The following is a 24,150-nucleotide window of genomic DNA, read 5'->3' as shown; positions in this document are numbered from 1 at the left end:
TTATTGCCCAAATTGTAGACAGAGTTATCAGATTGACTAAAAGTCTAAAAATCAGCGAGCTATCGCGCCGTGGTTGGGCTAATCTTAAAGTCGACATTTAAGGACGTTAATTTCTGGAGAGCGTTATGATCGCTGTAATTTTTGAAGTCATCCCGACACAAGAAGGGAAGGAAGAGTATCTGCACGTGGCGGCTGAAATGCGCCAATATTTAGAAGGCCGTAAGGGATTAATTTCGATCGAACGTTTTCAGAGTTTAACCGACGATGGCAAAGTGCTGAGCCTGTCGTTTTGGGAAGACCAAGCTTCTATCACCCAATGGCGCAATCAGATGGCCCACAGCATTGCTGAGCAAACGGGCATAGTGCCGTGTTTGTTTAACTCTTACCGCATTCGAGTGGCTGAAGTGGTGCAAGATTACAGTGAAACTGTGCACATTGAAGCTGAGTAATCGCTTATCTGGTTGATGTGAAACATCGCCGATATAAAAATAAAACCCATCGAGTTCGATGGGTTTTTTATGATCTGCGCTTTAGATTAGGCTTATTTTTCTTGCTGAGCTTTCAGTAGATCGCGGATCTCAGACAGCAGTTCTTGATCTTTAGTCGGTGCAGCGGGTGCTTTAGGCGCGACTTCTTCTTTGCGCTTTAAGCGATTGATTGCTTTGACGCCCATAAAAATAGCGAAGGCGATAATCGTAAAGTCGATAATGGTTTGAATGAATTTACCATAAGCAATCACCACAGAAGGCGCATCGCCTTGAGCAGCCTGCAGCACTATGCTCAAATCACTAAAATTCACTCCGCCTAAAATGATACCAATCGGTGGCATTATGATATCGGCCACAAAGGACGAGACTATCTTGCCGAATGCGGCACCTATGATGATACCAACGGCCATGTCGATCACATTGCCACGGGACGCAAAAGCCTTGAACTCTTTAATTAAGCTCATTAGGTTTCCTCCAAAATTGAGATTAAATGTTAAATTTTATTATGCAAACTGTATCAGGAAAACCTAAGGTCTTTTGCTGCCTGTTACCTTGCCAAGCTTATAGAGGCTTAAGGATTAAGGCAATTATGACATAGCGGATTTATCTCTATGGCAGCGATTTAAGCTTTACAAAGTTATAGTTGTTACTGTTTTGATCGCTTTATTTGTTCGATTTTGTTTATTCGCCCTGATCGGCTTGGCCGATAAAATCGGGCACTTCTAATACTTGCGATCCCCAACGTTTAAATAATGCGGAATAGATGAACTCGATAAAGACGCGGTATTTTCGGGGTAAGTAGGCCCGTTGGGGATAACTGAGCACGACCTTAGTTTGGACCATAGGATAGTCATCAAGCAGCGGGATTAAGTAGCCTTTTTCTAATGCCACTTGGGCAATGATGGAGGGCACCGCTGTGATCCCAAGCCCTGCAATGGCGGCCTCGCGGGCTAAAGTGACATTGTTTACCGTCAATTGAGTCATTGGCTCGGCGACAATCCAAGTTTTGCCATCGAATAACTTCCATGCTCCTTCAATATGCGCCGACTGTAAGCGGATCGCTTTATGTTTGGCTAAATCCTGTGGCACTTTGGGTGTGCCGTGCTCGGCCAAATAAGCAGGGCTTGCCATTAACGATTTATGGGCGTTGACTAAGGCATAGCTTTGCAGGCGAGTGTCACCCGAATCGGCAATTTGAAATAACAGATCGATACCTTCTTCTATGACATCGACCTTACGGTTTGTGAGTTCGGCCTCTATGGTGATATCGGGGTAAAGCGTTAAAAACTGAGCAAAAATTGGCCCTAAAAACAATTGACCTAATTCAATCGGGCAGACAATTTTTAGATTACCTTTGATCAATTGTTGCTGGGCGCTGAGCTGATTTTCGGCGCTCTGCAGATCGGTGAGGATCTTATTGATCCTATTGTAATAACTCGATCCTGCCTCGGTGAGTTTTAGGGCTCTGGTGGTGCGAAATAACAGTTGTGTGCCAGTATCGGCTTCGAGTTCGGCTATCTTACGACTGACGGTTGCCTTAGTGATCCCAAGGGCTTTGGCGGCGCCCGTAAAGCTGCCTTGCTCGACGACTTGAGCGAAAATTTGCACGCGATTGAGATCCATCATTGTTACACCTGTGAAACAGTGGGTTGATTTTTTACTGGCTAATAAACTTAGTGAGACAGTAGTACACTAGATATCACTAATCAAGGAGTCATTCATGTCCAAAAGTAAACTCATTATCGCCGTTCCACTGTTACTCGCTGCGGTTGCGGGAGGCGGTTATTACTGGTGGACACAGGTACGTTTTATCGAAACCACTGATAACGCTTATGTTGAGGCCGATATTTCCCATATCAGCGTTAAAGTGCCCGGCTACGTCGTGTTAAGCGATGTGACCGATAACCAGCATGTGCAAAAGGGTGAGTTATTAGCTCAGCTCGAAGATAACCAATTTAGCGCCAAAGTGAGTCAAGCCGAAGCCTCACTGGCAAGTTCGAAGGCGGACTTGCAAACCTTAGCCGCTAAGGTTGAGTTACAACGGGCGTTAATCACCCAAGCCAGTGCCGGTGTCGTGGCGGCTGAGTCCGATAAAATACGTGCACAGCAACAATTGAGCCGCTCGAAAAAGCTTAAAGTCAGTAATTACAGCTCCCAAGATGATGTCGATCAACTGCAAGCGGGATTCGATTCTGCCGCCGCCCGTCTCGATGAAGCCAAAGCCGTGTTAGTGGCAAAGCAACGCGAGTTAGCGGTGTTTAATGCCCAATTAGATCAGGCGGGTTCTGTGGTAGAACAGGCTGATGCGACCTTAGAATTAGCGAAAATTCAATTAAATGATACCCGTGTGACCGCACCTTTTTCTGGGGTGATAGGTAAACGTGGCGCTATGGTGGGGCAGTACGTGCAGCCCGGCCAAGCACTCTACAGTTTGGTTCCGGATGGGGCAGTGTGGATCACGGCGAACTTTAAAGAGACCCAGATCCAACACATGCAACCAGGACAGTCGGTGCAGGTCAGTCTCGATGCGTTTCCCGACAAAACCTTTATAGGTGTTATCGATAGTCTGTCACCGGCGTCCGGAGCCAAATTCAGTTTACTGCCGGCGGAAAATGCTACAGGTAACTTCACTAAAATCGTGCAACGTATTCCCGTGCGTATTCGCTTAGATTTGTCTGAGGAAGAAGCACACATGCTACCGGGCTTAAGTGCAGTCGTAAAAGTGGATACGGCGTCGGGTCCAGCTACATCGGCAATCGCTGCAAATACAGGTCGTTAGTATGAGCGCAACTGGCTCTATCACTGCGTCTGCTGGTATGGAGGCGCAGGGCATCAGTGCACCTAACAAGCCTACCGATTATGAGCGTGGCAGTCGCCGCTCATGGATCGCCGTATTTGGTGGGTTGATCGGCGCCTTTATGGCGATCCTCGATATCCAAATCACCAATGCATCGATGAAGGAGATTCAAGGCAGTCTTGGGGCAACGCTCGAAGAAGGCAGTTGGATTTCAACCGCGTATCTGGTGGCTGAAATGATCGCGATCCCGCTCTCTGGCTGGCTCAGTACAGGATTGTCGGTCAGGCGTTATCTTTTATGGACCACGGCTGCCTTTATCTTTGCTTCTGTGCTTTGTTCTATGGCGTGGAACTTAGAGGCCATGATCGCCTTTCGGGCACTACAGGGTTTCTTTGGTGGTGCACTAATTCCGCTGGCCTTTAGGCTTATTCTTGAGTTTTTACCCGATAACAAACGTGCCGTCGGCATGGCGTTATTTGGCGTGACAGCCACATTTGCGCCTTCAATTGGCCCGACCTTAGGCGGTTGGTTGACTGAGCAATTTAGCTGGCATTATCTGTTTTATATCAACGTGCCACCGGGCTTGTTGGTGATGGCGATGTTGGCTTACGGTTTAGAAAAGCAGTCGGTCGTTTGGGATAAGCTGAAGAATGTCGATCTGGCGGGCATAGTCACTATGGCGTTGGGTATGGGTTGCCTTGAAGTGGTGCTTGAAGAAGGTAACCGCAAGGACTGGTTTGGCTCGGAGCTCATTCGTAATCTGGCCATTATTGCCGTAGTCAATCTGGTGTTGTTTGTTTGGATCCAGTTAAGGCGTAAAGAACCGTTAGTGAATTTGCGCCTGCTCGGTAAGCGTGATTTTGTGCTCTCCACCGTGGCGTATTTTTTACTGGGGATGGCACTATTCGGCGCTATCTATTTGATCCCGCTTTATCTATCGCAAGTCCATGATTACACACCGTTAGAGATTGGTGGCGTGATTATGTGGATGGGATTTCCGCAGCTATTAGTCTTGCCCTTAGTGCCGAAATTGATGGAGCGCTTCGATAGTCGATATCTCGCCGCCTTTGGTTTTTTAATGTTCGCCATTAGCTATTACATGAATAGCCAGATGACCGCAGATTACGCCGGACCGCAGATGATCGCCTCGCAAGTGGTGCGGGCCTTAGGTCAGCCGTTTATTCTGGTGCCTATTGGTATGCTTGCGACCATGCATTTGAAACCCCATGAAAATGCCTCGGCGTCGACGGTTTTAAACGTGATGCGTAACTTAGGCGGCGCCTTTGGTATTGCGCTGGTCGCGACCCTATCAGACACGCTGGCGCGCGGGCATTTGGCCCATATTAAGGAATCCTTACCCGCAGTGAGCACGCAAGCGCAGGACTATTTAGCACAAAGCGCAAGCATGTTGCAGGCGGGTGGTTCAGATCCCTATACCGCCGCCGCGCAGGCGAAAGCCTTGCTGGGTAAAACCATGAGTCAGCAAGCCTATATTCAGGCCTATAACGATGTGTTTTACATCATGGGCGCTCTGCTACTTATCGCTGTGTTCGCCGTGCTACTGATCCGTAAACCAACTGGGCCTGTGGCCCACGATGCCATGGTTGAGTAATAACGTTTTTCGTTATCCTGTTGTTGCCATAGATTTCCCCAGATCTATTGGTTTGCGCAACAGTTTTGCGCCTTAGTCCTCGCGGATTAAGGCGCTTTTTTATGGTCTTTATGCTGTGGTAGACTCAAAGCTCTTTTTCGATGATTTGCAGAGGGATAATCGTTTGCAGTGGCAAAATCTTACATTTAATCAATTGAATGCCAATACCCTATACGACATATTGAAGTTAAGAGTCGATGTGTTTGTGGTCGAGCAGGCCTGTGCTTATCCTGAGCTTGACGATAAGGATAGGCACCCAGAAACCCAGCATTTAATTGGCTTATCGCCAGATGGGGAACTGCTTGCCTACGCGCGTATTTTACCGCCGGGGCTGAGTTATCCTGAGGCGAGTATCGGCCGCGTGGTGGTATCGCCTGCGGGACGGGGCAAAGGGCTAGCCATGCCTTTAATGCAGCACGCCATCGAATCGGCACTGACGACTTGGCCCGATGCGGGGATCCAAATTGGCGCCCAAGATTACCTTAAAGCCTTCTATCAAAAGCTCGGCTTTTTCGCCTGCTCTGAGATGTATTTAGAAGATGGTATTCCCCATTTAGATATGCGCTATCAATCAGCATAAGCGGCTATCAATATGAGTTATCTACATCAATTATCAACATAAGCGATCAACAAAAGCTAGGCACATAAGCATTTAACATTAAGCCAATAAGGAACCGAGATGTCGACTTCAACGGACTATAAAATCAATCAACAACAAATTGCCTGCGTGGCGAGTTTTCTGGCTAAAGAGGGCAAAACTGAAGCGTTGATCGCGGCGCTCGCGAGCCTTATTCCTGACACGCGCCGCGAAGCGGGTTGTATTCGTTACGAGCTCAATGTGAGCCGTGATGAACCACGCCGCGTGACGTTTGTAGAGAAGTTTGTCGATATTGCCGCCTTCGATGAGCACTGTGCTAAAGACGCCATTCAACATTATTTCCACCAAGTGATGCCCGAATTGGTTGAGTCGTTTCATGTGGAAACCTATCACCAAATCATTGTTTAACCGTGAGACCAATTATTAGGAGCTTGCAGTGTTGATTAACTATATCGAGCCAGTATTTAGACCGCCATCCGAATGGAAGTCATTGATACTGCAAGTGACTAATGGTTGCAGTTGGAATCAGTGCAGCTTTTGCGACATGTATACCCAGCCGCAAAAAGCCTTTCGGGCACAAAAGCTCGACAAGGTTGAGCAGGATATTTTGGCCGTTGCGCAGTCTGGCGTCCCCGTTTCTCGGGTATTTTTGGCCGATGGCGATGCCATGAGTTTGCCCTTTGCGCGCCTCGAAGCGATTTGTGAGCTGATCAACCGCCACTTGCCGCAGGTTACGCGCATCAGCAGTTATTGTTTGCCGCGCAATCTGAATAATAAAACCCCAGAGCAACTCGCACGTCTGCGCGAACTCGGGCTGTCTTTACTCTATGTGGGTTGCGAAAGTGGCGATGACGAAGTGCTCGCCAAAATCCAAAAGGGCGAAACCTTCGAATCATCTTTAGCGGCACTGCTTAAAATCCGTGCGGCGGGGATGAAGTCATCTGTGATGATCCTTAATGGTTTAGGCGGTGTCGCGCTATCTCATCAACATGCGGTTAATTCGGCCACGCTAATGAATGCCGCCCAGCCGGATTATCTCTCTACTTTAGTGGTGACTTTACCCTTAGGCACAGAGCGAATGGACGCGGTATTTGGCGGTCAATTTCAGTTGCCGGATCAAATGGGTTTGTTCCAAGAAATGCATACCTTATTGGATCATTTGGAATTAGAACAGACGATATTTAGATCCGACCATGCCTCTAATTACTTAGTGCTCAAGGGCGTATTAGGAAAGGACAAGGCGAAATTGCTGGCACAGGTTGCACTCGCCATCAATGCACCGCGCAGCATTCCCCTAAGACAAGAATGGCAGCGCGGACTGTGAGCATATGATTTTGCAGGGGTTAGCATAGTTGGTAGCCCCTGCGGTGTTAACTGAGTGAACGCCCCCTTGCTTGTAACTGCCCCAGAGCCGCAGGGTATCGTTTGCATGCATCGCATCGATACAATGTCGTGATGTCACATCAAGCTTCAACATCTGTGGGCCGACATCGCTGCCACATAGTCAATCACTCACAAAGCGAACCAAGCTGATATTGCAAATAGGTTGTTATGCCACATCGTTCAGGTTGGTGTGGAATGCTATAGCACTGTTCTTTCCTTACCTTTCTAAGTTATAGCGCTGTGCTGCGCATCTAAATCCGCGAAAAATATCACCTTGGTCGTCTGGTTGATGGCCTAAGTTGTTCGATGCGGCCACTTTGGCCCAAAAGTACTGTTTTTCGTCGCAAAGCCGCCTATTCGTATCGCTAAGCGCTCTGCATAATGCCCGCATCACTTGGCAATACGGCCCGTGACACAGAATATGCAAGGATATTTACGATGAAAAAAGTAGCAATATGCAGTGCTCTGGCACTTTCGATGGCGAGTGCAACGGCCAGCGCAGAGACAAGCAATAAAGTATCAGCACCGACAATCCGCACCATGACTCAGGCGCAAGCGCCAACGGAACTGAATGCGAACACGACAGCTGTGTTGGTGATTGATTTTCAAAACGAATATTTCACTGGCAGCATGCCGATCCCGAACGGCAAGCAAGCGTTGGGCAAAGCCAAGCAAGTGGTTAAATTTGCGCACCAGAATGCGATGCCAGTTTATTTTGTGCGTCATTTAGGACCCGCTGCTGGGCCACTATTTGCGGAAGGCAGCGTTAACGCTGAGTTTCATCAGGATCTACAACCGCTAGATATTGATTTTGTTATCAATAAGGCGACGCCGAGTTCGTTTGTGGGAACTAATCTTGATCAACAACTGAAAGAGAAGGGCATCAAAACACTGGTGATTACTGGGCTGATGACGCACATGTGCGTATCGAGCACGGCGCGTGATGCTGTGCCTATGGGTTATGATGTGATCATTGCAGAAGACGCCACCGCCACTCGCGATCTGGCAACTTGGGACGGTTCTATCGTAGATCACGCCACGCTGCAACGTGCTGCAATAGCGGGTGTTGCCGATGTTTTTGCTGAGATTAAAACTACTCAAGCGGTGCTCAACATGCCTGTAGTGCGACTATAACGGCCAACAATCGCAAGATACCCGTTAATACATAAATGAGTATTAGCTGGTATCTTTGAGTGAGCGACATTAAGGATAGTCTGAGCCGACGATGATAAATACGATGAACCAGAGTGAGATAGAAACAGCTTCAAAAGTGACCATAGCCATAGTGGTCTTTGATGGGATCATTCCATTTCATCTGTCAGTTCCCTATGAAGTCTTTGAAAAAGTGCTCAAGGCCGATGGCACGCCCGCCTGCGAAATCACCATCTGCGCCGCCACACCCGGAATACTCAAAACTAGTGCTGGCTTTTCGATGATAGTAGAAAAGGGACTGGATGAACTAAGCTCAAAAGACATCATCATAGTGCCGAGTTGGGATGATCCAGCACACGAGCCAGAACCCTGTATTATTAATGCCTTGCAGCAAGCGCACGCCAATGGATCACGCATCATAGGCCTGTGCATGGGCGCTTTTGTTGTGGCTGCCGCAGGGTTACTCGACGGACGTTCCGCCACCACCCATTGGCGCTGGGCACAATGTTTCCGTAATCTGCACACGAATGTGTTTGTCGATGAGAAGGTGCTGTATATCGATAATGGAGATGTGGTGACTTCTGCGGGCACTGCCGCGAGTATTGATTGCTGCTTGTATATCGTTCGGCAAATGTGGGGATCTGAAACGGCTAACGCAGTCGCTCGCCATCTCGTTGTGCCACCGCACCGCCAAGGTGGTCAGGCTCAATACATAGATATTCCCGTTCCAGCCGTTAATCAGCGCGAGCCTTTATCCGCTATCATGGATTGGGCTATAGCAAATATTGCATCGCCGCTGACGGTTGACACTATGGCTGAGAAAGCCTGCATCAGTCGCCGCCATTTTACTCGGCGTTTTCAACAAGCCACAGGTACCAGCTTTTCACTCTGGTTGGTTAATCAACGGCTTATTATGGTGAAACGATATTTAGAAACGACAGATCACTCCATCGACCGTATCGCCGAACAAGCCGGTTTCGCTTCCACCACCTCACTTCGGCGCCACTTCCGTCAACAGTTTGATATTTCCCCATCGAATTACCGATTTGTATTTAGGGGAAAGAGTAAGGCTAGCGAATGAAAGTTGTTTCATCATTAAAATCAGCACTGACTTTGATGTGATGACTTATCAAGGTTTAGGTGAGTCACTAACCCTCCGCTGTTTTAACAGACTGAACTTATCTCAGCTTGAGATTTCCTCTAAAACTTAACTGACGCATAGACATGGTCTGTCTGCTCGCTGGGTAAAAAATCAGTTATTAAGGTGATGTGAGATTTGAACGGCTTGGGATATTTCTAAGTTAGCGTTCCATACCTAAAATCTGAACTAAGGAGTTTCTGGTTGGCATAAAGACATGGTTTTTTCTAACCACGTTAAGAACTCTAATTCATTGCTTCCCAGTCTTTCTGTATGACTGAGCAGTAAGTACTTATGTCCGGATTGAGTAAATCCAAATGGAGCGACCAGTCTCCCACTTTTCAAGTCATCTACTATAAGAGGATATGATCCAATCGCAGCCCCTAAACCGTCAACTGCTGCCTGTAAGCAGAAATAGAAATGCTCAAAGGATTTGGACTTGTTCGTATAAAAGGTATGTGTTGAGCGTGATGACCAATCTGACCATGCAGAAGGTCTCGTTTCACTATGAAGAAGAACAATATCACCTAAGTTGTTCTGAGATTTTCTCCAATATTCAGGGGAAAAAACAGGACCAACCCACTCATTGACTAAGTTGTGCGCCGTATATTCAGGGCTAATATCGAAGTCATCGCGCCGAATGGCTAAAGATAATCCTGTTTCATTTAAATCTACAGGTCCTCCAGCGGTTGATAGCCGAACATCAATACCCGTAAGCCGAAAAAAACTGGCCAGTCGAGGCATCAGCCAGCGCATCGTTAATGTTGGTTCACAGGAAACTTCGAGATGTTTGTTACTTTCCCTTGTTAACTTCTTAATTCCATTATCTAAAGCATTAAAAGCAATGTCAGTGTACTGCTTGAGCAATTCACCTTCCTGCGTTAGACACATTCCTCTGCCTTGCTTGTAAAACAGCATCTGCGATAGATGACTCTCCAGCAATTTAATTTGCTTACTTACTGCTCCGTGAGTGATATGAAGTTTCTCTGCTGCTTTACTGTAATTCGATGACTCTGCCGTAACATGAAATACATAGAATGCTTTTAAATGTCTCATCTGTGACTTTTTCTCACATTTAGGATGCCTTTTTTTCGATTATAACTCATCAATAAATCTATACAATTATCTCAAACTTATGAAAAGTGAGGAGATTAAATGGAGTTATTAAGTTTTGCAGTGTTTGGGCTTTTAATCGTGGTAAGTCCTGGAGCTGACTTTGTTTTAGTATTTAAAAATAGTGCAATCTATGGCAGAAAAGCAGGCGTTTTAACGGCTCTTGGGATAGGGATAGGTGTTTGTGTACATATTACCTATTCTGTTATTGGGATCAGTCATTTAGTTTCTCAAAATGCGGTTTTATTTAGCATAGTGAAGTATGTTGGTGCAGCGTATTTAATTTATCTTGGTGTGACAGGATTAGTCAGTTCCAAGTTAGATCTAGACTATGAAAAAACAAACGTTCAACCCACACAAACTAGAAAGTATATATTTCAAGGTTTTTTATGTAATACATTGAATCCTAAGACGATGATTTTCTTTCTTAGCGTCTTCAGCCAACTAATTTCATCTGATAATGAAAGCATGTCTTTCGCCATTACCTATGGTTTTTACATTGCTTTTTTACATGCAGCTTGGTTTTGTATAGTCGCTTACCTAGTGACATCAAAACACGCGAGTAACATGCTTAAAAAGTTTGGTCATAGAATCAATCAGGCGTGCGGTTTTGGTCTCATTGCTTTTGGCGCGATACTGTCAACCAATGCCTAAACAACACCTTTCACACCTTAAGGAAATATGTTGTAAATTCAGTGGAACCTACACTCACTAAATAATGAATTTATCTCACTTTAGGACAATTACTTTTTAGCTAAATGGACTGCTAAAGGATTAGTTAGGATTGGCATTGTTTCACCAGTGACCTTTTAAAACAGGGATGTTTGAACTGAGCCATCATGGATACTTCTTGTAAAAGAAACTGATGGTGAGTCACTGGGAAACAATGACAATGAATGTCGCACAACTGACGATAAAGTTATCTTGCTAGAGCAATAGACATTAGCTGAACAAGAAGTAAAAACTGCAACTCTATCGGATAGCACTTAAACAGTATTTTCGATAATATTTTCATTGAGTTGTATCAATTCTGATTTCAAATAATCAATCCTCCTCCTCAATGCATCTCACATTTCTGTAAAAAATAACTCAATATATACGTTTTTTCATATATATTATTTACCATATATACTCCAATCAACTTTGGGAGCAATTGATGCAACCCGTCGCATTTTTTAAGGCACTTGCCGATGAGACTCGGCTTAAATGCCTACTGCTAATCCAGCGTGAAGGTGAACTATGTGTGTGTGAGCTGATGGCTGCGCTGTCTGAGAGTCAGCCTAAGGTCTCGCGCCACTTAGCCCAGTTGAAAAAGGCTGGGTTGTTGGTCGATAGGCGCCAAGGTCAATGGGTGTTTTATCGGATCAATGCTGAGATCGCGCCTTGGTGCCAGCAGGTACTTGGCCAAACCTGTGATGATAACGACAGCTTTTTGCAGGAGAACGTGCTTAATCTTTGTCAGATGGGCGGTCGACCCGATCGTGTTATGGCCTGTTGCTAAGCGACTGCTGTTAAGCATTAGTGACAGGGGGGCAGTGATAAGCGGTGCTCTGTCATTTCATGCTGAGTCTAAGTGAGTAGAGTCTTAGTCAATTGTGAGTTTAGGGTCGAGCAGACTCGCGCGATTCTAGCGATATTTAAGTAAGTAAACCGTCAGTGTAGGGATCAATATGTTCCAAATATTTACTGATTTTGCGACTTGGCTAGTGTACGGCGTTTTTGGCCTAGAGGCGGGTTCGGCCTTGGGCGGAGCTGTGCATTTTTTTATTGAAGATGTCAGTAAAATTTTCGTATTGCTGGTGGTGATGATTTATTTCATCGCCTTGCTGCGGGCTTCCTTAGATGTTGAGCGAGTTCGAGATTATTTAGCGGGTAAGAATAAGGGAGTAGGTTACTTGCTGGGGTCGATTTTTGGCGCCATTACGCCTTTTTGTTCTTGCTCGAGTATCCCTGTCTTTTTAGGTTTTACCTCGGCCGGGATCCCCCTTGGGATCACTATGGCCTTTTTGATCACTTCACCTTTGATCAATGAAGTCGCCGTCCTGCTGCTCATGAGTTTACTCGGCTGGAAATTTACCTTGCTATATGTGGCTGTGGGCATGACAGTGGGTATGCTCGGCGGACTATTGTTAGATGCGATTAAGGCCGAGCGTTGGTTGCAGTCCTTCGCCGCCGAAGCCCTCGTTCGTGGACGCCAGATGGCGGCATCGAATGAGGTTTCTACCACTGAGCGGGTCTTATCTTTATCTGAACGTCATGAATTTGCTAAAGCTGAGGCGCTTGAGATTTTTGGCCGCGTCTGGAAATGGGTCATTATCGGCGTGGGTCTTGGCGCTGCCTTGCACGGTTTTGTGCCCGAGGGGTGGGTTGAAACCCATTTAGGCCAAGGCCAATGGTGGTCTGTGCCTGCGGCCGTATTAGTCGGCATTCCCCTGTATTCCAATGCGACTGGCATTATTCCTGTGATGGAAAGTTTGCTGGCGAACGGCCTGCCTATTGGCACTACACTGGCGTTTTGTATGAGCACAGTGGCTGCCAGTTTCCCCGAATTTATTTTACTGAAACAAGTGATGCAGTGGCGCCTTTTGGCGGTGCTGTTGGTTGTGCTATTGACGGCATTTACGTTAGTAGGTTGGATTTTTAATTTTGCAGCACCGTATCTTTAAGGAAATAACATGAAACAAGTCAAAGTATTAGGTAGTGGTTGCGCTAAATGTAGTAAAACCGCCGAGATGATTGCGGATATATCAGAAGAAATGGGCGTGGATGCGATTGTGAAAAAGGACACAGATCCTCAAACCCTGTTGAAATTTAAAGTGATGAAGACCCCTGCGGTAGTGATCGATGGTGAACTCATACACAGCGGCTCAGTACCGACCCGTGACGAAATTGAAGGATGGTTAAGGGACTAAGTTGTAGTCAGCTTTAGTCAATCAAGGTTGCTCGTTCGCCAAGCACATTAGTTAAGAAACATAAGCTAAAAAATACACGCCATTGCCATACTCAGTCTCAGTCTCAGTCTTTGGCAATGGCGGTGTTATCGCCTAAGTAAACTGTTAGTAGCGTTAAGAAAAATATAAAAATTAAAGACATAAAAATTTAAAATCAACATATTGGAATATCATCATGGCAATCAAAATCGGCATTAATGGCTTCGGGCGTATGGGGCGTTTAGCACTGCGCGCGGCATGGGACTGGGATGAGGTGGAGTTTGTGCAGATCAACGATCCCGCAGGCGACGCCCATACATTGGCACATTTACTTGAGTTTGATTCTGTCCATGGTCGCTGGCGTTATCCCGTGACGGCGAATGCCGATGAGATCCAGATCCAAGATAAAATCATTCGCACCACGCGCAATAAAGCGATTGCCGATACCGATTGGTCCGGTTGCGATGTGGTGATTGAAGCCTCCGGCGTGATGAAAACCAAAGCGTTATTGCAAGCTTATTTAGATCAAGGTGTTAAGCGGGTGGTTGTCACCGCTCCCGTGAAAGAAGAGGGCGTGCTAAACGTAGTGATCGGGGTTAATCATCAGCTATACGATCCTGCCATTCATCCGATTGTGACCGCCGCATCTTGCACTACTAACTGCCTTGCGCCTGTGGTGAAAGTGATCCACGAGCAGATCGGCATCAAGCACGGATCTATGACCACGATCCACGATATTACTAACACCCAAACTATTCTCGATGCACCGCATAAGGATTTACGCCGTGCCCGCGCCTGTGGTTTGAGTTTAATCCCAACCACCACGGGCAGCGCGACTGCGATTACCCATATTTTCCCTGAGCTTAAGGGTAAGCTTAATGGCCACGCCGTGCGGGTACCACTGGCTAATGCTTCGCTGACCGATTGTGTATTCGAGCTTGAGCGCACCGTTACCGAAGCAGAAGTGAATGCGCTACTTAAAACCGCCGCCGAAGGTGAGCTTAAGGGCATTTTAGGTTATGAAGAGCGGCCGCTGGTATCGGTGGATTACAAGACAGATCCGCGCTCAAGCATCATAGATGCGCTCTCGACCATGGTGATTAATGGCACTCAACTTAAACTCTATGTGTGGTACGACAATGAATGGGGCTACGCCAATCGCACCGCTGAGCTTGCCCGTTTAGTCGGCCAGCTTGATTTGCCGCGTTAGGAGAGCTCAATTGTTTGCCGCCAAGCCATTTGAACAACTGATGCAATTGCCTGCTGCCGTGCGGCAATATTTGTTGATCACCTTCAATTATTGGAGTTTTACCTTAACCGACGGCGCACTGCGGATGTTAGTGGTGCTGCATTTTCACGATCTTGGCTACAGTCCGCTGGCGATCGCTATGCTGTTTTTGTTCTACGAGATTTTTGGCGTAGTGACCAATCTGATTGGCGGCTGGCTAGGGGCGCGTCTAGGGTTAAATCGCACCATGAACTTGGGCCTTGGCATGCAAGTGTTTGCCTTAGCCATGTTGTTAGTGCCGGCGGCGAGCTTACCTTTGTGGCTTGCAGGCGTGCCTTGGGTGATGGCGGCGCAGGCGTTATCTGGGATCGCTAAAGATCTCAATAAGATGAGTGCCAAAAGCGCGATAAAACTACTGGTGCCAGAAGGCGAGCAGGGCAAGCTTTACAAATGGGTTGCCCTATTAACGGGTTCTAAAAATGCCCTCAAGGGTGCGGGATTTTTCCTCGGCGGCACCTTGCTTGCCTTGCTCGGGTTTGAGTTGGCGATAGCCACTATGGCTCTCATGCTTGGACTCGTCTGGTTACTCAGTTTAGTGATGCTGAAAAAGGATTTAGGTAAAGCCAAGAATAAGCCCAAATTTACGGAGATTTTCTCTAAGAGTCGTAGCGTGAACATTCTCTCTGCGGCGCGATTATTCCTGTTTGCCGCCAGAGATGTGTGGTTTGTGGTGGCGTTACCCGTGTATCTTGCCAGCCAATTAGGCTGGGATCATTGGGCGGTGGGCGGCTTTTTAGCTGTGTGGGTTATCGGCTATGGCATAGTGCAAACCTTAGCACCTAAGATCACGGGCAATCGCCAAGCCCAAAGTCAGCTGATTGATTCCCCCCCCGATGGTCGCAGCGCGTTAATTTGGGCCAGTATGTTGGCCTTTGTGCCAGCGATCATTGCCAGTGCGATACAGTTTAGTTTTTATCCCGAAGCCAGTTTGTTGCTGGGCTTAATGTTGTTTGGCGCCCTGTTTGCGGTGAACTCATCGCTGCACAGTTACTTGATTGTGAGTTACGCCAGTGAAGATGCGGTATCGCTGGATGTGGGTTTCTACTATATGGCCAATGCTATGGGGCGTTTAGTCGGCACTGTGCTGTCTGGCTTAGTGTATCAAGCCTATGGTTTAGCTGCCTGTTTGTGGATTTCGACCGCTTTTATCGGCATCACTGCTATGATTTCGATTAAATTACCTCGGCAAGTTGCGGAATAAGTGCCAATGCAAAAGTGGTTCGACTACAAAGGGTTAATGTTACCTGTGCGTCGGCGTTTTGGGCGCAGCCTATGTATGAGTTTAGGCTTGTGCTTAAGTTTGTTAGCCTTACCTCTTTACGCCGCTCAAACGCAGCCCGCGTTAATTCCGACATTAACACCAGCAAGTGACTGGAAAAACTTAACTTACATTACCCAAGCTTTTAGTGAAATCGCCCTTAAAAATGAGTATGACGTGGCGAAACATCGCGTGCGTAAGTGGCGCATTCCGGTACGAGTATTTGTCGAACATCAAGTGGGCGACAGGGCGCTGCACACCCAATTAGTACGGATGCACTTAGCGCACTTAGCTAAGATTACGGGTCATGATATTCAGCTGGTGGATACGCTCTTGGATGCGAATCTGCACTTAGTGTTTACCCGTCAATCCCAATGGGAGAGTGAAGTTACCCGCTTAATGGGGCCAAGTTCGGCGAAAAATGTCCACGGCTCAGTGTGTATGGCCAAGTTTGCTCTTAATGCTAAGAGCGAAATTGAACGCGCATGGGTGATTATTCCCGTCGATCAGGCGCAAATGCACGGTAAGTTAGTGGCTTGCGTGGTCGAGGAAATTACTCAAGTGCTTGGGCTACCCAATGATTCTGAAAAAGTATTCCCCTCCATCTTTAACGATAAAACCCCGCAGGATTTACTTACAGGGCTTGATTTCATTCTGCTAAAACTGCTCTATAACCCGAGTATTCGCGCTGGTATGACGGCCGCAGAGGTCAAAGCGCCATTGCAGATATTGCTCGAACAATGGCAGCGTGATGACACCCTAATCAATGCCGATAAAACCGTGCGCCAAGGTCAGTTATACCCTTTATTAGGTTATTGATGCTTGAGTGTTACTGCGAAAGTTGACATTGCTAGCATGCGACCAATTAATCCTTTTTCTTTGAGGAATAAGGGCATAGTCTAGCTTTATACAAGGTAAAAACGTTGGAGGGACACCATGCGAATGACACTGCAGTTTTTAGGGGCGACAGAGGAAGTGACCGGCTCGTGCCATTTACTCTCGGTCGATCATGAACACTTATTACTCGATTGTGGTTTGATCCAAGGTGGCAAAGCGGATGAACTGCGTAATCATGATCCCTTCGCCTTCGACCCTGAGTCTATTTCCGCTGTTGTGCTTAGCCATGCCCATATCGACCATTCAGGGCGTTTACCACTCTTAGTTAAAGCGGGTTTTGATGGGCCAATCTACACCCATAAAGCCACGGCAGAACTGTGCGCCATCATGCTCAAAGATGCGGCCATGCTGCAGACCCGCGACACCGAAAGGGTCAATAAAAAGCGCGCTAAACATGATCTTGAACCCTTAGAACCGCTATTCACCGTTGAAGATGCCGAACAGGCCATCACCCAATTTGTGCCGCTGGAATACGGCCAAGTAACTCGGGTCATTCCCCATGTGGATATTTGCCTCTCAGATGCGGGGCATATTTTAGGTTCTGCTTTGGTTGAATTGTGGTTAGGCGAGGGTAAGTCCCAGAAAAAAGTCGTCTTCAGTGGCGATCTTGGCCGTGCGGGTATGCCGATTTTACGCAATCCGACCTTAGTGGATACGGCGGATTTAGTGTTAATGGAAAGCACCTACGGCAACCGTTTTCACCGTAGTTGGACTGAAACCTTAGCCGAGCTGAAAGACATTTTTGCTAAGACAGTCAACGAGAGCCAAGGCAATATCTTGCTGCCAGCTTTCTCGGTTGGACGGGCGCAGGAGTTATTATATCTCTTTCATTTATATGCTAAAGAATGGGATCTCGGCCGCTGGAAAATCTGTCTAGATAGCCCCATGGCAATTGAGGCGACTCGCGTCTACGTCAATAATTATCCGCTGATGGATGAGGACTTTAAACGTTTTACCCGCCAACATCCTGGGCAGCATCCGCTGTTGTCGAATGTCGAGTTTATCCAGACGACCGAAGAGTCGATGGCGCTGAATGAAGTGCATAAGGGATTGATCATTATTGCGGGGAGCGGCATGTGTAACGGTGGGCGTATTCGTAGCCACTTAGAACACAATTTATGGCGGCCTGAATGCGATGTGATCATCTGTGGTTATCAAGCCCTTGGCACACCGGGACGTGCCTTGGTCGACGGTGTTGAGGAGCTGACTATCCACGGAAACAGCATTAAAGTCGCGGCAAAATTACACACAGTGGGCGGGCTTTCTGCCCATGCGGATCAAGCTGAGTTATTGCGTTGGTATCGCCACTTTGAAGGCCAACCGCCGCTGATTTTAGTCCACGGAGAACCCGATGCGCAGCATGGATTGGTCGATGTGGTTAACCAAGATCCTAAAACTAAACCTCAAGCCACCGCGATTGCGACCCATGGCGACAGGTTAGATTTAACCGCGCTGCCACAGTTAGTGTGGCTGCCTGCTTAAGTTAACCATCCTACTTAGCGGCGTACTGATCGAGAGGCTCCCTGCATACTCAATGCGGGGAGTTTTTATTTGTGTTGCAAATCAATATCTCACCGCTTGACAACGACTCTGCTTGCCAATCCGTTTCGGATAAATTCGCAGATGATTTAGATTTCCAATTGTTAACTATTCGTTGTAATCTGAGGTGCAACTGTTAGATTGGCTCCTTGATATGTCGTGTTCGTTAGGCCAAGTCCTAATCCGACGGCGTCAGTCAAACTATAACAATAACAAGCAATCACGAGGTTTGAATGGAAGCGATTACGGAGTTTGTTGGCCTGATTAATGGCTTTGTCTGGGGCACACCTATGTTGGTGATGATCTTAGGCGTTGGTTTGTTTCTTTCCCTCGGGCTGAGATTAATGCCCATTCTGAAGTTAGGCACAGGCTTTAAGTTACTCTGGTCTGGCCGTATTCCCGACAAAGATAAAAATGTGAAAGGGGATGTGAGTCCGTTTAATGCGCTGATGACTTCGCTTTCAGCCACTATTGGTACGGGTAATATCGCAGGCGTGGCGACGGCAATTTTTGTCGGTGGCCCAGGCGCGTTATTCTGGATGTGGTGCACCGCATTAGTGGGCATGGCGACTAAGTATTCTGAGGCTGTGCTGGCGGTTAAATTCCGTGAAGTGGACGATCAGGGTAACCATGTCGGTGGCCCTATGTATTACATTAAAAATGGTCTCGGTAAAAAGTGGGCTTGGTTGGGCACACTGTTTGCGATTTTTGGATCACTTGCTGGCTTTGGTATTGGCAACACGGTACAAGCCAACTCAGTGGCAGCAGCATTAAGCAGTAACTTCGGCGTTCCGGCTTGGGCGTCTGGCGTGGTGATGATGCTGTTGGTCGGCGCGGTATTGATGGGTGGTATTAAGCGTATCGCTGAAGTTGCCGGTAAGTTAGTGCCATTTATGACGATTTTTTATATCACTGCTGGCCTAGGTGTGTTGGTGGTGCATATTCAAGATGTGCCAGCGGCATTCGCCTTAATTATTCACAGTGCTTTTAATCCAGTGGCAGCCCAAGGTGGTTTTGCCGGTGCAGCTGTGTGGGCGGCGATTCGTTTTGGTGTAGCGCGCGGTGTATTCTCCAACGAAGCGGGTTTAGGTAGCGCGCCGATAGCCCATGCTGCGGCACAAACCAATAATCCCGTGGCGCAGGGGCTGGTGGCTATGCTCGGCACTTTTATCGATACTATCGTGGTCTGTTCGATTACAGGTTTGGCGATTGTGGTTTCTGGTTCTTGGACCTCGGGTGAAAATGGCGCCGCGCTGACGTCATACGCTTTCTCCCATGCCTTGCCTCTGGGTAATTATATCGTGGCTATCGCCTTGTCTATCTTTGCCTTCACCACCATTATTGGTTGGAGCTTCTACAGCGAAAAATGTGTGCAGTATCTCTTTGGTATCAAAGCGGTAAAACCTTTTAGGTTGCTATGGACCATAGCCGTGCCACTAGGCGCCGTTAGCTCGTTAGATTTTATTTGGTTATTGGCTGATACCTTAAACGCCATGATGGCCATTCCCAACTTAATCGCCTTGGCACTGTTAAGCCCTGTGGTCTTTGGGTTAACGCGGGAATACTTCATTAAAAAGCGTGCCGATGAAGCAGCAAAGGCCCAATCTTAATCTGATGAATAAAGTTGAGTCACGTTAGAATAAAAAAGCTCACCTAGTTGTGAGCTTTTTTCATTTAAATCAATAATATTTATGTATTAATCCGAGTTGTTGTCGAACTCAGTATCGTCGAGGAACTCAAAGGCTGGAGCGACGTTCGGTACATCTTTAAACAGGCGAGTGAAGTGACGTTGTACGCCTTTCAAATCGATTCCTGCTAAGCCTGAAGCAAAACCAAACCAAGCATAAAGACCACTAAAGTTATCGAACATGGGCGGTAAATATTTAGGTGTCGTCAGTATGCCCTCTTGGCAAGCTTGGTATAACACTGGGATATCTTCGATCGCCAATTTACCGAGGAACAACATAGGGATAAGTTCGGGAAGGCCTGAGGTGATGGCGCTGCGGATAAAGTTAATGTTTTCCACATAGCCGCGCACATAGGAAATATCCTTAGTGAAGAAGCTGCCGCCTTCTACCATACCCCCACGGAAAACCCTTTGGGTGACGCGATAACTGTCGGTCGCGCTCAGGTTTAATCCTCTGAAATAATTGAATACTTCAATAAAGTCGGCGCCATTTTCCGCCATGTCGACCGCGGCGACACGGTCGCTAATACGCCGAGCTCGTCCCGGATTTGAACTTAGGGTCAGCATTTCCAGTAAAACAGCTAAACCCTCTTGAGTCGCGGCTACCCGCGGCGAACCGACACTGAGCCAAGTGGCGTGGGGTTGGGCTCGACCATTTAGCGTTGTGCCGACATGCACCCAACCTTCGTGAACCTCGTATACATTGAGATCCGACTCGCTGAACATGGCTTTGCTATTGAGCTTAACGGTATCGCCACCTACAGCGGCATCGGAGACGATACCGTCACTGAGGCGCACGCGCATGTCATCGCTATGGAAGTATTTCTCTAAGCGTTGACTGAGCACGTGAACCGCTTCGGGGGCGCTAATAATCTTAGGATGATGTTTATTCATGTGTCTCGCTGCCGGCAGCGAGAAGATATAACTGAGTTTATCGCCTAACTGTCGCAGCGTATGACGATCGCCGTGCAATCTGTGACTCGCGCTGCCGTATAATTCTTGGCTAAGTTTACCAAAGGTCGGCGTGCCTCTGTTTTCGAGCATATCGACCACAAGGCGATATTGATCGACGTTAGCCACCAATATCTTGCCGAGTTTATCCCGTTTACCTAAACGTCTATGGATATCCTGTTTTAGGGAGGCGAGTTCTGCGTGGGTTTTGACGGGGTCAAAAGGTAAGGCTATGTTTTGATAGAACTCTTGCTTGATAGCCGGAAGTACAGTGCCCTTATTCGAGAGAAAGCGCTCCTCCATTTCCCGCGGCCATTTGATGGCATCTAAGATTTTTATTGGCGTTTGGATGCGAATTAATTCATCGGAAAAACGGCGTAGATCTTGTTGATATTGGGCTAACGACTCAGACATTCCCGTATATCCTGCAGGTAATTTCAGCGAGAGAGATGTGGCTAATCATAGCCTTAAACCTCATTTATTCATATTGATTCGCAGGCTAGCTGAGGAAATATACCGATTACATAAATTAACTGTTATCGGTTTTGTGAATCATTTTGGTGCACCTGTGACTATTTTGGCACTGTGTTTATGAGCCATAAATTAGTAACTATTTGTTTAATAGTATTTTATTGATATGGCATTAAAGCTGCTTTGTTCTGGACTTAGAAATCGGTTGATTGGAGCGAAACATGGCAGCGATGAGTTATTTGAGTGTGATCGAGCGGTATCACGAATACGAGGCCACAGTACATGAACTGATGGAATCGATTTTAACTGGGATTGCCGATGCCGAGTTATTTAAGCAACCTAAGGTCGATGTCAAAGCGATGAAAGGAATCGCGAAGAGCTATCCCTTTGTTGAACTGATGTATTTACTCGATAGCCAAGGCTTGCAGATAAGCCAAAATATCGCCGTGGTAGATCATCAGATCGAGTTAATTCCGTTAGGTGGCAATCGCGATCGCAGCCAAAGACCCTATTTTATTAATCGTGATGAGTCCGATGGCGTGAACATTACGCGTCCCTATTTATCAAATGCCAGTGGCAATTTGTGCCTTTCTGCCTCCCTAGCTATTTATCAACAGGAGCAAAAACTGGGTTATTTAGTGGTTGATGTGGACTTGACCCGTTTGATTGAATTTATGATGGGCGACAGTGCACGGCGGCGCGTAACACCTGCATTTAAAGCGGTTTATGGCGTGATTGTTGCCGGGTTGTTTGTGCTGGTCACTGTATTGCTCTGGACCGCATTGCGGGACATTTACGGGCTTTTTACGGTCGAGCGAATTGGCCAAGATCCGCTGCAACCTTTTGGGATCATTATTTTTATGACGCTGGCTTTAGCGATTTTCGATCTCGGGAAAACCATTCTCGAAGAAGAAGTCCTAATGCATAAGGATATCTTTCGCCACAGCTCAACGCGGCGAACCATTACGCGGTTTGTTTCTACCATCCTTATTGCCATTTCCATTGAGGCCTTATTGACTATGTTCAAGGCGTCACTCGGTGAGAAACAATATATTGAACCCGCGATCTGGATGATGTTAGCCGTTGTCGGTTTACTCGTAGGATTAGGTGCTTACGTTTATTTAGGTGCTAAGGCCGAATGGTTGCTGATTAAAACTCAAGCCTATAAAAGCGGTAAAAAATGACAAGGATAATGTAGCTTTAAAGGTGGTGATTAAGAAGGTTAAACAAAGTCACACCCAGCACTGAGGGCTGGGTGAGATATTAGGTCTGAGTGGACACGAACTGTGTGAGTTCTAGATAAACACTCTGCGATTTAACGCAGCATCACCATAATGTTGTCCACTAGATAGTGAGATCAAATAGGCTAGAAAAAATCGTCATCTCCTAATGCCCGCTTTAACTCCGCCCGTTCGAGGTAGTCTTCTAAACGCTTTTTGACTTCACGTCTATGTTGCATTGCCTCAGCGGCTTTGCTGTTTCTCGGTGTGGTCATTGCCTCAAGTTCAGTATCGTTGGGCACGACTTCAGTAATATGAGCCATAACGAATTCCTCTTGTTGTTCCTAACGACTTTCTAACTAAAAAGAGTATGGTAGAAAAGCAAATAATTTTGGTAGTCAGGGTAAAATTTTCTGCCCGTGAGCCGGATAATTCAGCTCGCTGCGGTTTAGCGTCAAGCCAAGACTGGGATTGCCTATTTGATTAATTTAGTTCTTGCTTATTTTGTGATTGAGAGCACAACATCGTCATCGATATATTCGGGTTAATTCCTAGTTAAATAGTAGGATAAACTTGAATTTAGGCGTAATTACAACAACACTTGTAACATTGTTTATTGCTGTTCGTTTGCTAGGGAATTGGCTCATATGGACAAGGATGAGTTTTCTAAATCGCATAGCCCATCAAATAATATCTACTTTAGCGTGCTGAGCTCTAGCTGGCTGATGATTGTCGCTGCTTTACTTTTTATGGGCATCTCTTGGTATGTGCTGGAGCAATATCTTAGAGATAGGGGTGAAGAGCGTTTCGAGAACAGTGTTCAAGAGTTAACCGAAGCGGTGAATCGCAGAATGCTTGCCTACGAGCAAGTCTTACGCGGTGGTGTCGGCTTGTTATTGTCCTCCAATAGTGTGACCCGCAAGGAATGGCAAACCTATGTTGTCAATGCACATTTATCTGAGTATTACCCGGGTTTCCAAGGCTTTGGCTATGCTCAGTTACTTAAACCTGACACATTAGATACCCACGTCCAACAAGTTCAAGCCGAAGGCTTTAAAGACTATAAAATTTACCCTGAAGGAGTTCGTGATCAGTATTGCGTGATCTTGTATTTAGAGCCTTTTGATTGGCGCAATCAAAGAGCCTTTGGCTATGACATGTGCTCCGAGGCTAATCGTCGCAAAGCCATAGATCACGCCATTACCACTGGTCAGCCAACTATCTCTGGCAAGGTCGCCTTAGTGCAAGATACACCCGAAGATGCTAAAGCAGGTTTTTTGATGTATTTGCCAATTTATCAAGGGATTGTGGCAACGGAGGCTGAACGGAAACAGCAGGCGATTGGACTCGTGTATGCGGCGTTTAGGATGGACGACCTCATGCAAGGAATTATGGGGGATCGATTCTCAGGTTTGAAGCTCGCCATTTATGAAAACCCACAGGCAAGTGTTGACAGTTTAATGTTTACTAGCAGTAAAGTACTGCCAAATCAAAAAGATGTGTTCTATCAGTCACAGACCGACTTAATTGGCGGTAAGCAGTGGCGCTTGGACATTTCATCACAATCGCGTTTTATCTCAAGATCGGAA

The 24,150-nt window shown here is 46.8% G+C and carries 24 protein-coding genes; 19 read left to right on the top strand and 5 right to left on the bottom strand.

The features are described 5' to 3' along the window. Positions 1 to 125 precede the first annotated feature (125 nt). Complete coding sequence (locus BM607_RS17950) at positions 126 to 449, top strand: antibiotic biosynthesis monooxygenase (RefSeq protein WP_006079962.1); 324 nt, start codon at positions 126 to 128, stop codon at positions 447 to 449. A gap of 92 nt (positions 450 to 541) precedes the next feature. On the opposite strand, the gene mscL is transcribed toward BM607_RS17950, so the two are convergent. Then, positions 542 to 952, bottom strand: coding sequence for a large-conductance mechanosensitive channel protein MscL (gene mscL / locus BM607_RS17945; RefSeq protein ID WP_006084265.1), 411 nt, complete (start codon positions 950 to 952; stop codon positions 542 to 544). A gap of 217 nt (positions 953 to 1,169) precedes the next feature. Next, positions 1,170 to 2,114 carry a LysR family transcriptional regulator gene (locus BM607_RS17940; RefSeq protein WP_006084264.1) on the bottom strand — a complete coding sequence of 315 codons (945 nt, stop codon included), beginning with the start codon at positions 2,112 to 2,114 and terminating at the stop codon, positions 1,170 to 1,172. 94 nt (positions 2,115 to 2,208) lie between these two features. On the opposite strand from BM607_RS17940, the gene BM607_RS17935 reads away from it, so the two are divergent. The 7 genes from BM607_RS17935 to BM607_RS17905 all read left to right on the top strand — a co-directional run bounded on the left by BM607_RS17935 (position 2,209) and on the right by BM607_RS17905 (position 9,150). Continuing rightward, positions 2,209 to 3,267 carry an HlyD family secretion protein gene (locus tag BM607_RS17935; protein ID WP_006079965.1) on the top strand — a complete coding sequence of 353 codons (1,059 nt, stop codon included), beginning with the start codon at positions 2,209 to 2,211 and terminating at the stop codon, positions 3,265 to 3,267. Position 3,268: 1 nt separating this feature from the next. Next, the gene (locus BM607_RS17930) at positions 3,269 to 4,897 is read left to right on the top strand and encodes a DHA2 family efflux MFS transporter permease subunit (RefSeq protein WP_071940012.1); all 1,629 of its coding nucleotides are present in this window, start codon (positions 3,269 to 3,271) and stop codon (positions 4,895 to 4,897) included. A gap of 163 nt (positions 4,898 to 5,060) precedes the next feature. After that, on the top strand, positions 5,061 to 5,516 hold the full coding sequence (locus BM607_RS17925; RefSeq protein ID WP_071940051.1) for a GNAT family N-acetyltransferase: 456 nt from the start codon (positions 5,061 to 5,063) through the stop codon (positions 5,514 to 5,516). A gap of 99 nt (positions 5,517 to 5,615) precedes the next feature. Further along, a complete protein-coding gene (locus BM607_RS17920) occupies positions 5,616 to 5,942 on the top strand; it encodes a putative quinol monooxygenase (protein ID WP_006084260.1) in 327 nt (108 codons plus the stop codon). A 28-nt stretch (positions 5,943 to 5,970) separates the two neighbouring features. Further along, on the top strand, positions 5,971 to 6,858 hold the full coding sequence (locus BM607_RS17915; RefSeq protein ID WP_071940011.1) for a radical SAM protein: 888 nt from the start codon (positions 5,971 to 5,973) through the stop codon (positions 6,856 to 6,858). A gap of 497 nt (positions 6,859 to 7,355) precedes the next feature. Beyond that, positions 7,356 to 8,051, top strand: coding sequence for a cysteine hydrolase family protein (locus BM607_RS17910; protein ID WP_011845680.1), 696 nt, complete (start codon positions 7,356 to 7,358; stop codon positions 8,049 to 8,051). A 91-nt stretch (positions 8,052 to 8,142) separates the two neighbouring features. Continuing rightward, positions 8,143 to 9,150, top strand: coding sequence for a helix-turn-helix domain-containing protein (locus BM607_RS17905; protein WP_006079971.1), 1,008 nt, complete (start codon positions 8,143 to 8,145; stop codon positions 9,148 to 9,150). Positions 9,151 to 9,396: 246 nt separating this feature from the next. Here BM607_RS17905 and BM607_RS17900 read toward each other — a convergent pair whose 3' ends face one another. Further along, complete coding sequence (locus BM607_RS17900) at positions 9,397 to 10,263, bottom strand: LysR family transcriptional regulator (RefSeq protein ID WP_006084256.1); 867 nt, start codon at positions 10,261 to 10,263, stop codon at positions 9,397 to 9,399. Positions 10,264 to 10,362: 99 nt separating this feature from the next. On the opposite strand from BM607_RS17900, the gene BM607_RS17895 reads away from it, so the two are divergent. The 9 genes from BM607_RS17895 to BM607_RS17855 all read left to right on the top strand — a co-directional run bounded on the left by BM607_RS17895 (position 10,363) and on the right by BM607_RS17855 (position 19,842). Next, complete coding sequence (locus BM607_RS17895) at positions 10,363 to 10,974, top strand: LysE family translocator (protein WP_006079973.1); 612 nt, start codon at positions 10,363 to 10,365, stop codon at positions 10,972 to 10,974. Positions 10,975 to 11,476: 502 nt separating this feature from the next. Then, positions 11,477 to 11,821, top strand: coding sequence for a metalloregulator ArsR/SmtB family transcription factor (locus BM607_RS17890; RefSeq protein WP_071940010.1), 345 nt, complete (start codon positions 11,477 to 11,479; stop codon positions 11,819 to 11,821). 169 nt (positions 11,822 to 11,990) lie between these two features. Beyond that, positions 11,991 to 12,986 (top strand): permease, encoded by a 996-nt coding sequence (locus BM607_RS17885; RefSeq protein WP_071940009.1) that lies wholly within the window; start codon positions 11,991 to 11,993, stop codon positions 12,984 to 12,986. A gap of 9 nt (positions 12,987 to 12,995) precedes the next feature. Then, positions 12,996 to 13,232, top strand: coding sequence for a thioredoxin family protein (locus tag BM607_RS17880; protein ID WP_006079976.1), 237 nt, complete (start codon positions 12,996 to 12,998; stop codon positions 13,230 to 13,232). 214 nt (positions 13,233 to 13,446) lie between these two features. Then, positions 13,447 to 14,460, top strand: a complete 1,014-nt coding sequence (locus BM607_RS17875; RefSeq protein WP_071940008.1) for an ArsJ-associated glyceraldehyde-3-phosphate dehydrogenase — start codon at positions 13,447 to 13,449, stop codon at positions 14,458 to 14,460. 10 nt (positions 14,461 to 14,470) lie between these two features. Further along, positions 14,471 to 15,739 (top strand): organoarsenical effux MFS transporter ArsJ, encoded by a 1,269-nt coding sequence (gene arsJ / locus BM607_RS17870; RefSeq protein WP_071940007.1) that lies wholly within the window; start codon positions 14,471 to 14,473, stop codon positions 15,737 to 15,739. Between the two features lie 6 nt (positions 15,740 to 15,745). Then, a complete protein-coding gene (locus BM607_RS17865; protein WP_071940006.1) occupies positions 15,746 to 16,615 on the top strand; it encodes a DUF2927 domain-containing protein in 870 nt (289 codons plus the stop codon). A 117-nt stretch (positions 16,616 to 16,732) separates the two neighbouring features. Beyond that, a complete protein-coding gene (locus BM607_RS17860; protein ID WP_071940005.1) occupies positions 16,733 to 18,175 on the top strand; it encodes an MBL fold metallo-hydrolase in 1,443 nt (480 codons plus the stop codon). 290 nt (positions 18,176 to 18,465) lie between these two features. Then, positions 18,466 to 19,842 (top strand): sodium:alanine symporter family protein, encoded by a 1,377-nt coding sequence (locus tag BM607_RS17855; protein ID WP_071940004.1) that lies wholly within the window; start codon positions 18,466 to 18,468, stop codon positions 19,840 to 19,842. 86 nt (positions 19,843 to 19,928) lie between these two features. On the opposite strand, the gene BM607_RS17850 is transcribed toward BM607_RS17855, so the two are convergent. Next, positions 19,929 to 21,284 carry a flavohemoglobin expression-modulating QEGLA motif protein gene (locus BM607_RS17850; RefSeq protein ID WP_071940003.1) on the bottom strand — a complete coding sequence of 452 codons (1,356 nt, stop codon included), beginning with the start codon at positions 21,282 to 21,284 and terminating at the stop codon, positions 19,929 to 19,931. A 278-nt stretch (positions 21,285 to 21,562) separates the two neighbouring features. On the opposite strand from BM607_RS17850, the gene BM607_RS17845 reads away from it, so the two are divergent. After that, a complete protein-coding gene (locus BM607_RS17845; protein WP_006084247.1) occupies positions 21,563 to 22,525 on the top strand; it encodes a PDC sensor domain-containing protein in 963 nt (320 codons plus the stop codon). A 182-nt stretch (positions 22,526 to 22,707) separates the two neighbouring features. Here BM607_RS17845 and BM607_RS17840 read toward each other — a convergent pair whose 3' ends face one another. Beyond that, the gene (locus BM607_RS17840) at positions 22,708 to 22,884 is read right to left on the bottom strand and encodes a hypothetical protein (RefSeq protein ID WP_006079984.1); all 177 of its coding nucleotides are present in this window, start codon (positions 22,882 to 22,884) and stop codon (positions 22,708 to 22,710) included. A 324-nt stretch (positions 22,885 to 23,208) separates the two neighbouring features. Between BM607_RS17840 and BM607_RS22210 the strand changes: the two genes are divergently transcribed. Next, positions 23,209 to 24,150: CHASE domain-containing protein (locus BM607_RS22210; protein WP_249269612.1), on the top strand; the 942-nt coding region annotated here is incomplete at its 3' end.

The sequence above is a fragment of the Shewanella sp. SACH genome (assembly GCF_001887095.2).
GTDB classification, from domain to species: Bacteria; Pseudomonadota; Gammaproteobacteria; order Enterobacterales; family Shewanellaceae; genus Shewanella; species Shewanella baltica.
The sequence above is the reverse complement of the archived record's forward strand: the minus strand, read 5'-3'. Positions and strand labels throughout refer to the sequence as shown.

Coding starts and splice junctions, on each gene's coding strand:
- BM607_RS17865 (WP_071940006.1), top strand. CDS start 15,746: ATGCAAAAGTGGTTCGACTACAAAGGGTTAATGTTACCTGTGCGTCGG.
- mscL (WP_006084265.1), bottom strand. CDS start 952: ATGAGCTTAATTAAAGAGTTCAAGGCTTTTGCGTCCCGTGGCAATGTG.
- BM607_RS17950 (WP_006079962.1), top strand. CDS start 126: ATGATCGCTGTAATTTTTGAAGTCATCCCGACACAAGAAGGGAAGGAA.
- BM607_RS17905 (WP_006079971.1), top strand. CDS start 8,143: ATGATAAATACGATGAACCAGAGTGAGATAGAAACAGCTTCAAAAGTG.
- BM607_RS17940 (WP_006084264.1), bottom strand. CDS start 2,114: ATGATGGATCTCAATCGCGTGCAAATTTTCGCTCAAGTCGTCGAGCAA.
- BM607_RS17850 (WP_071940003.1), bottom strand. CDS start 21,284: ATGTCTGAGTCGTTAGCCCAATATCAACAAGATCTACGCCGTTTTTCC.
- BM607_RS17920 (WP_006084260.1), top strand. CDS start 5,616: ATGTCGACTTCAACGGACTATAAAATCAATCAACAACAAATTGCCTGC.
- BM607_RS17880 (WP_006079976.1), top strand. CDS start 12,996: ATGAAACAAGTCAAAGTATTAGGTAGTGGTTGCGCTAAATGTAGTAAA.
- BM607_RS17890 (WP_071940010.1), top strand. CDS start 11,477: ATGCAACCCGTCGCATTTTTTAAGGCACTTGCCGATGAGACTCGGCTT.
- BM607_RS17935 (WP_006079965.1), top strand. CDS start 2,209: ATGTCCAAAAGTAAACTCATTATCGCCGTTCCACTGTTACTCGCTGCG.
- BM607_RS17845 (WP_006084247.1), top strand. CDS start 21,563: ATGGCAGCGATGAGTTATTTGAGTGTGATCGAGCGGTATCACGAATAC.
- BM607_RS17885 (WP_071940009.1), top strand. CDS start 11,991: ATGTTCCAAATATTTACTGATTTTGCGACTTGGCTAGTGTACGGCGTT.
- BM607_RS17910 (WP_011845680.1), top strand. CDS start 7,356: ATGAAAAAAGTAGCAATATGCAGTGCTCTGGCACTTTCGATGGCGAGT.
- BM607_RS17900 (WP_006084256.1), bottom strand. CDS start 10,263: ATGAGACATTTAAAAGCATTCTATGTATTTCATGTTACGGCAGAGTCA.
- BM607_RS17860 (WP_071940005.1), top strand. CDS start 16,733: ATGCGAATGACACTGCAGTTTTTAGGGGCGACAGAGGAAGTGACCGGC.
- BM607_RS17875 (WP_071940008.1), top strand. CDS start 13,447: ATGGCAATCAAAATCGGCATTAATGGCTTCGGGCGTATGGGGCGTTTA.
- BM607_RS17855 (WP_071940004.1), top strand. CDS start 18,466: ATGGAAGCGATTACGGAGTTTGTTGGCCTGATTAATGGCTTTGTCTGG.
- BM607_RS17840 (WP_006079984.1), bottom strand. CDS start 22,884: ATGGCTCATATTACTGAAGTCGTGCCCAACGATACTGAACTTGAGGCA.
- BM607_RS17895 (WP_006079973.1), top strand. CDS start 10,363: ATGGAGTTATTAAGTTTTGCAGTGTTTGGGCTTTTAATCGTGGTAAGT.
- BM607_RS17930 (WP_071940012.1), top strand. CDS start 3,269: ATGAGCGCAACTGGCTCTATCACTGCGTCTGCTGGTATGGAGGCGCAG.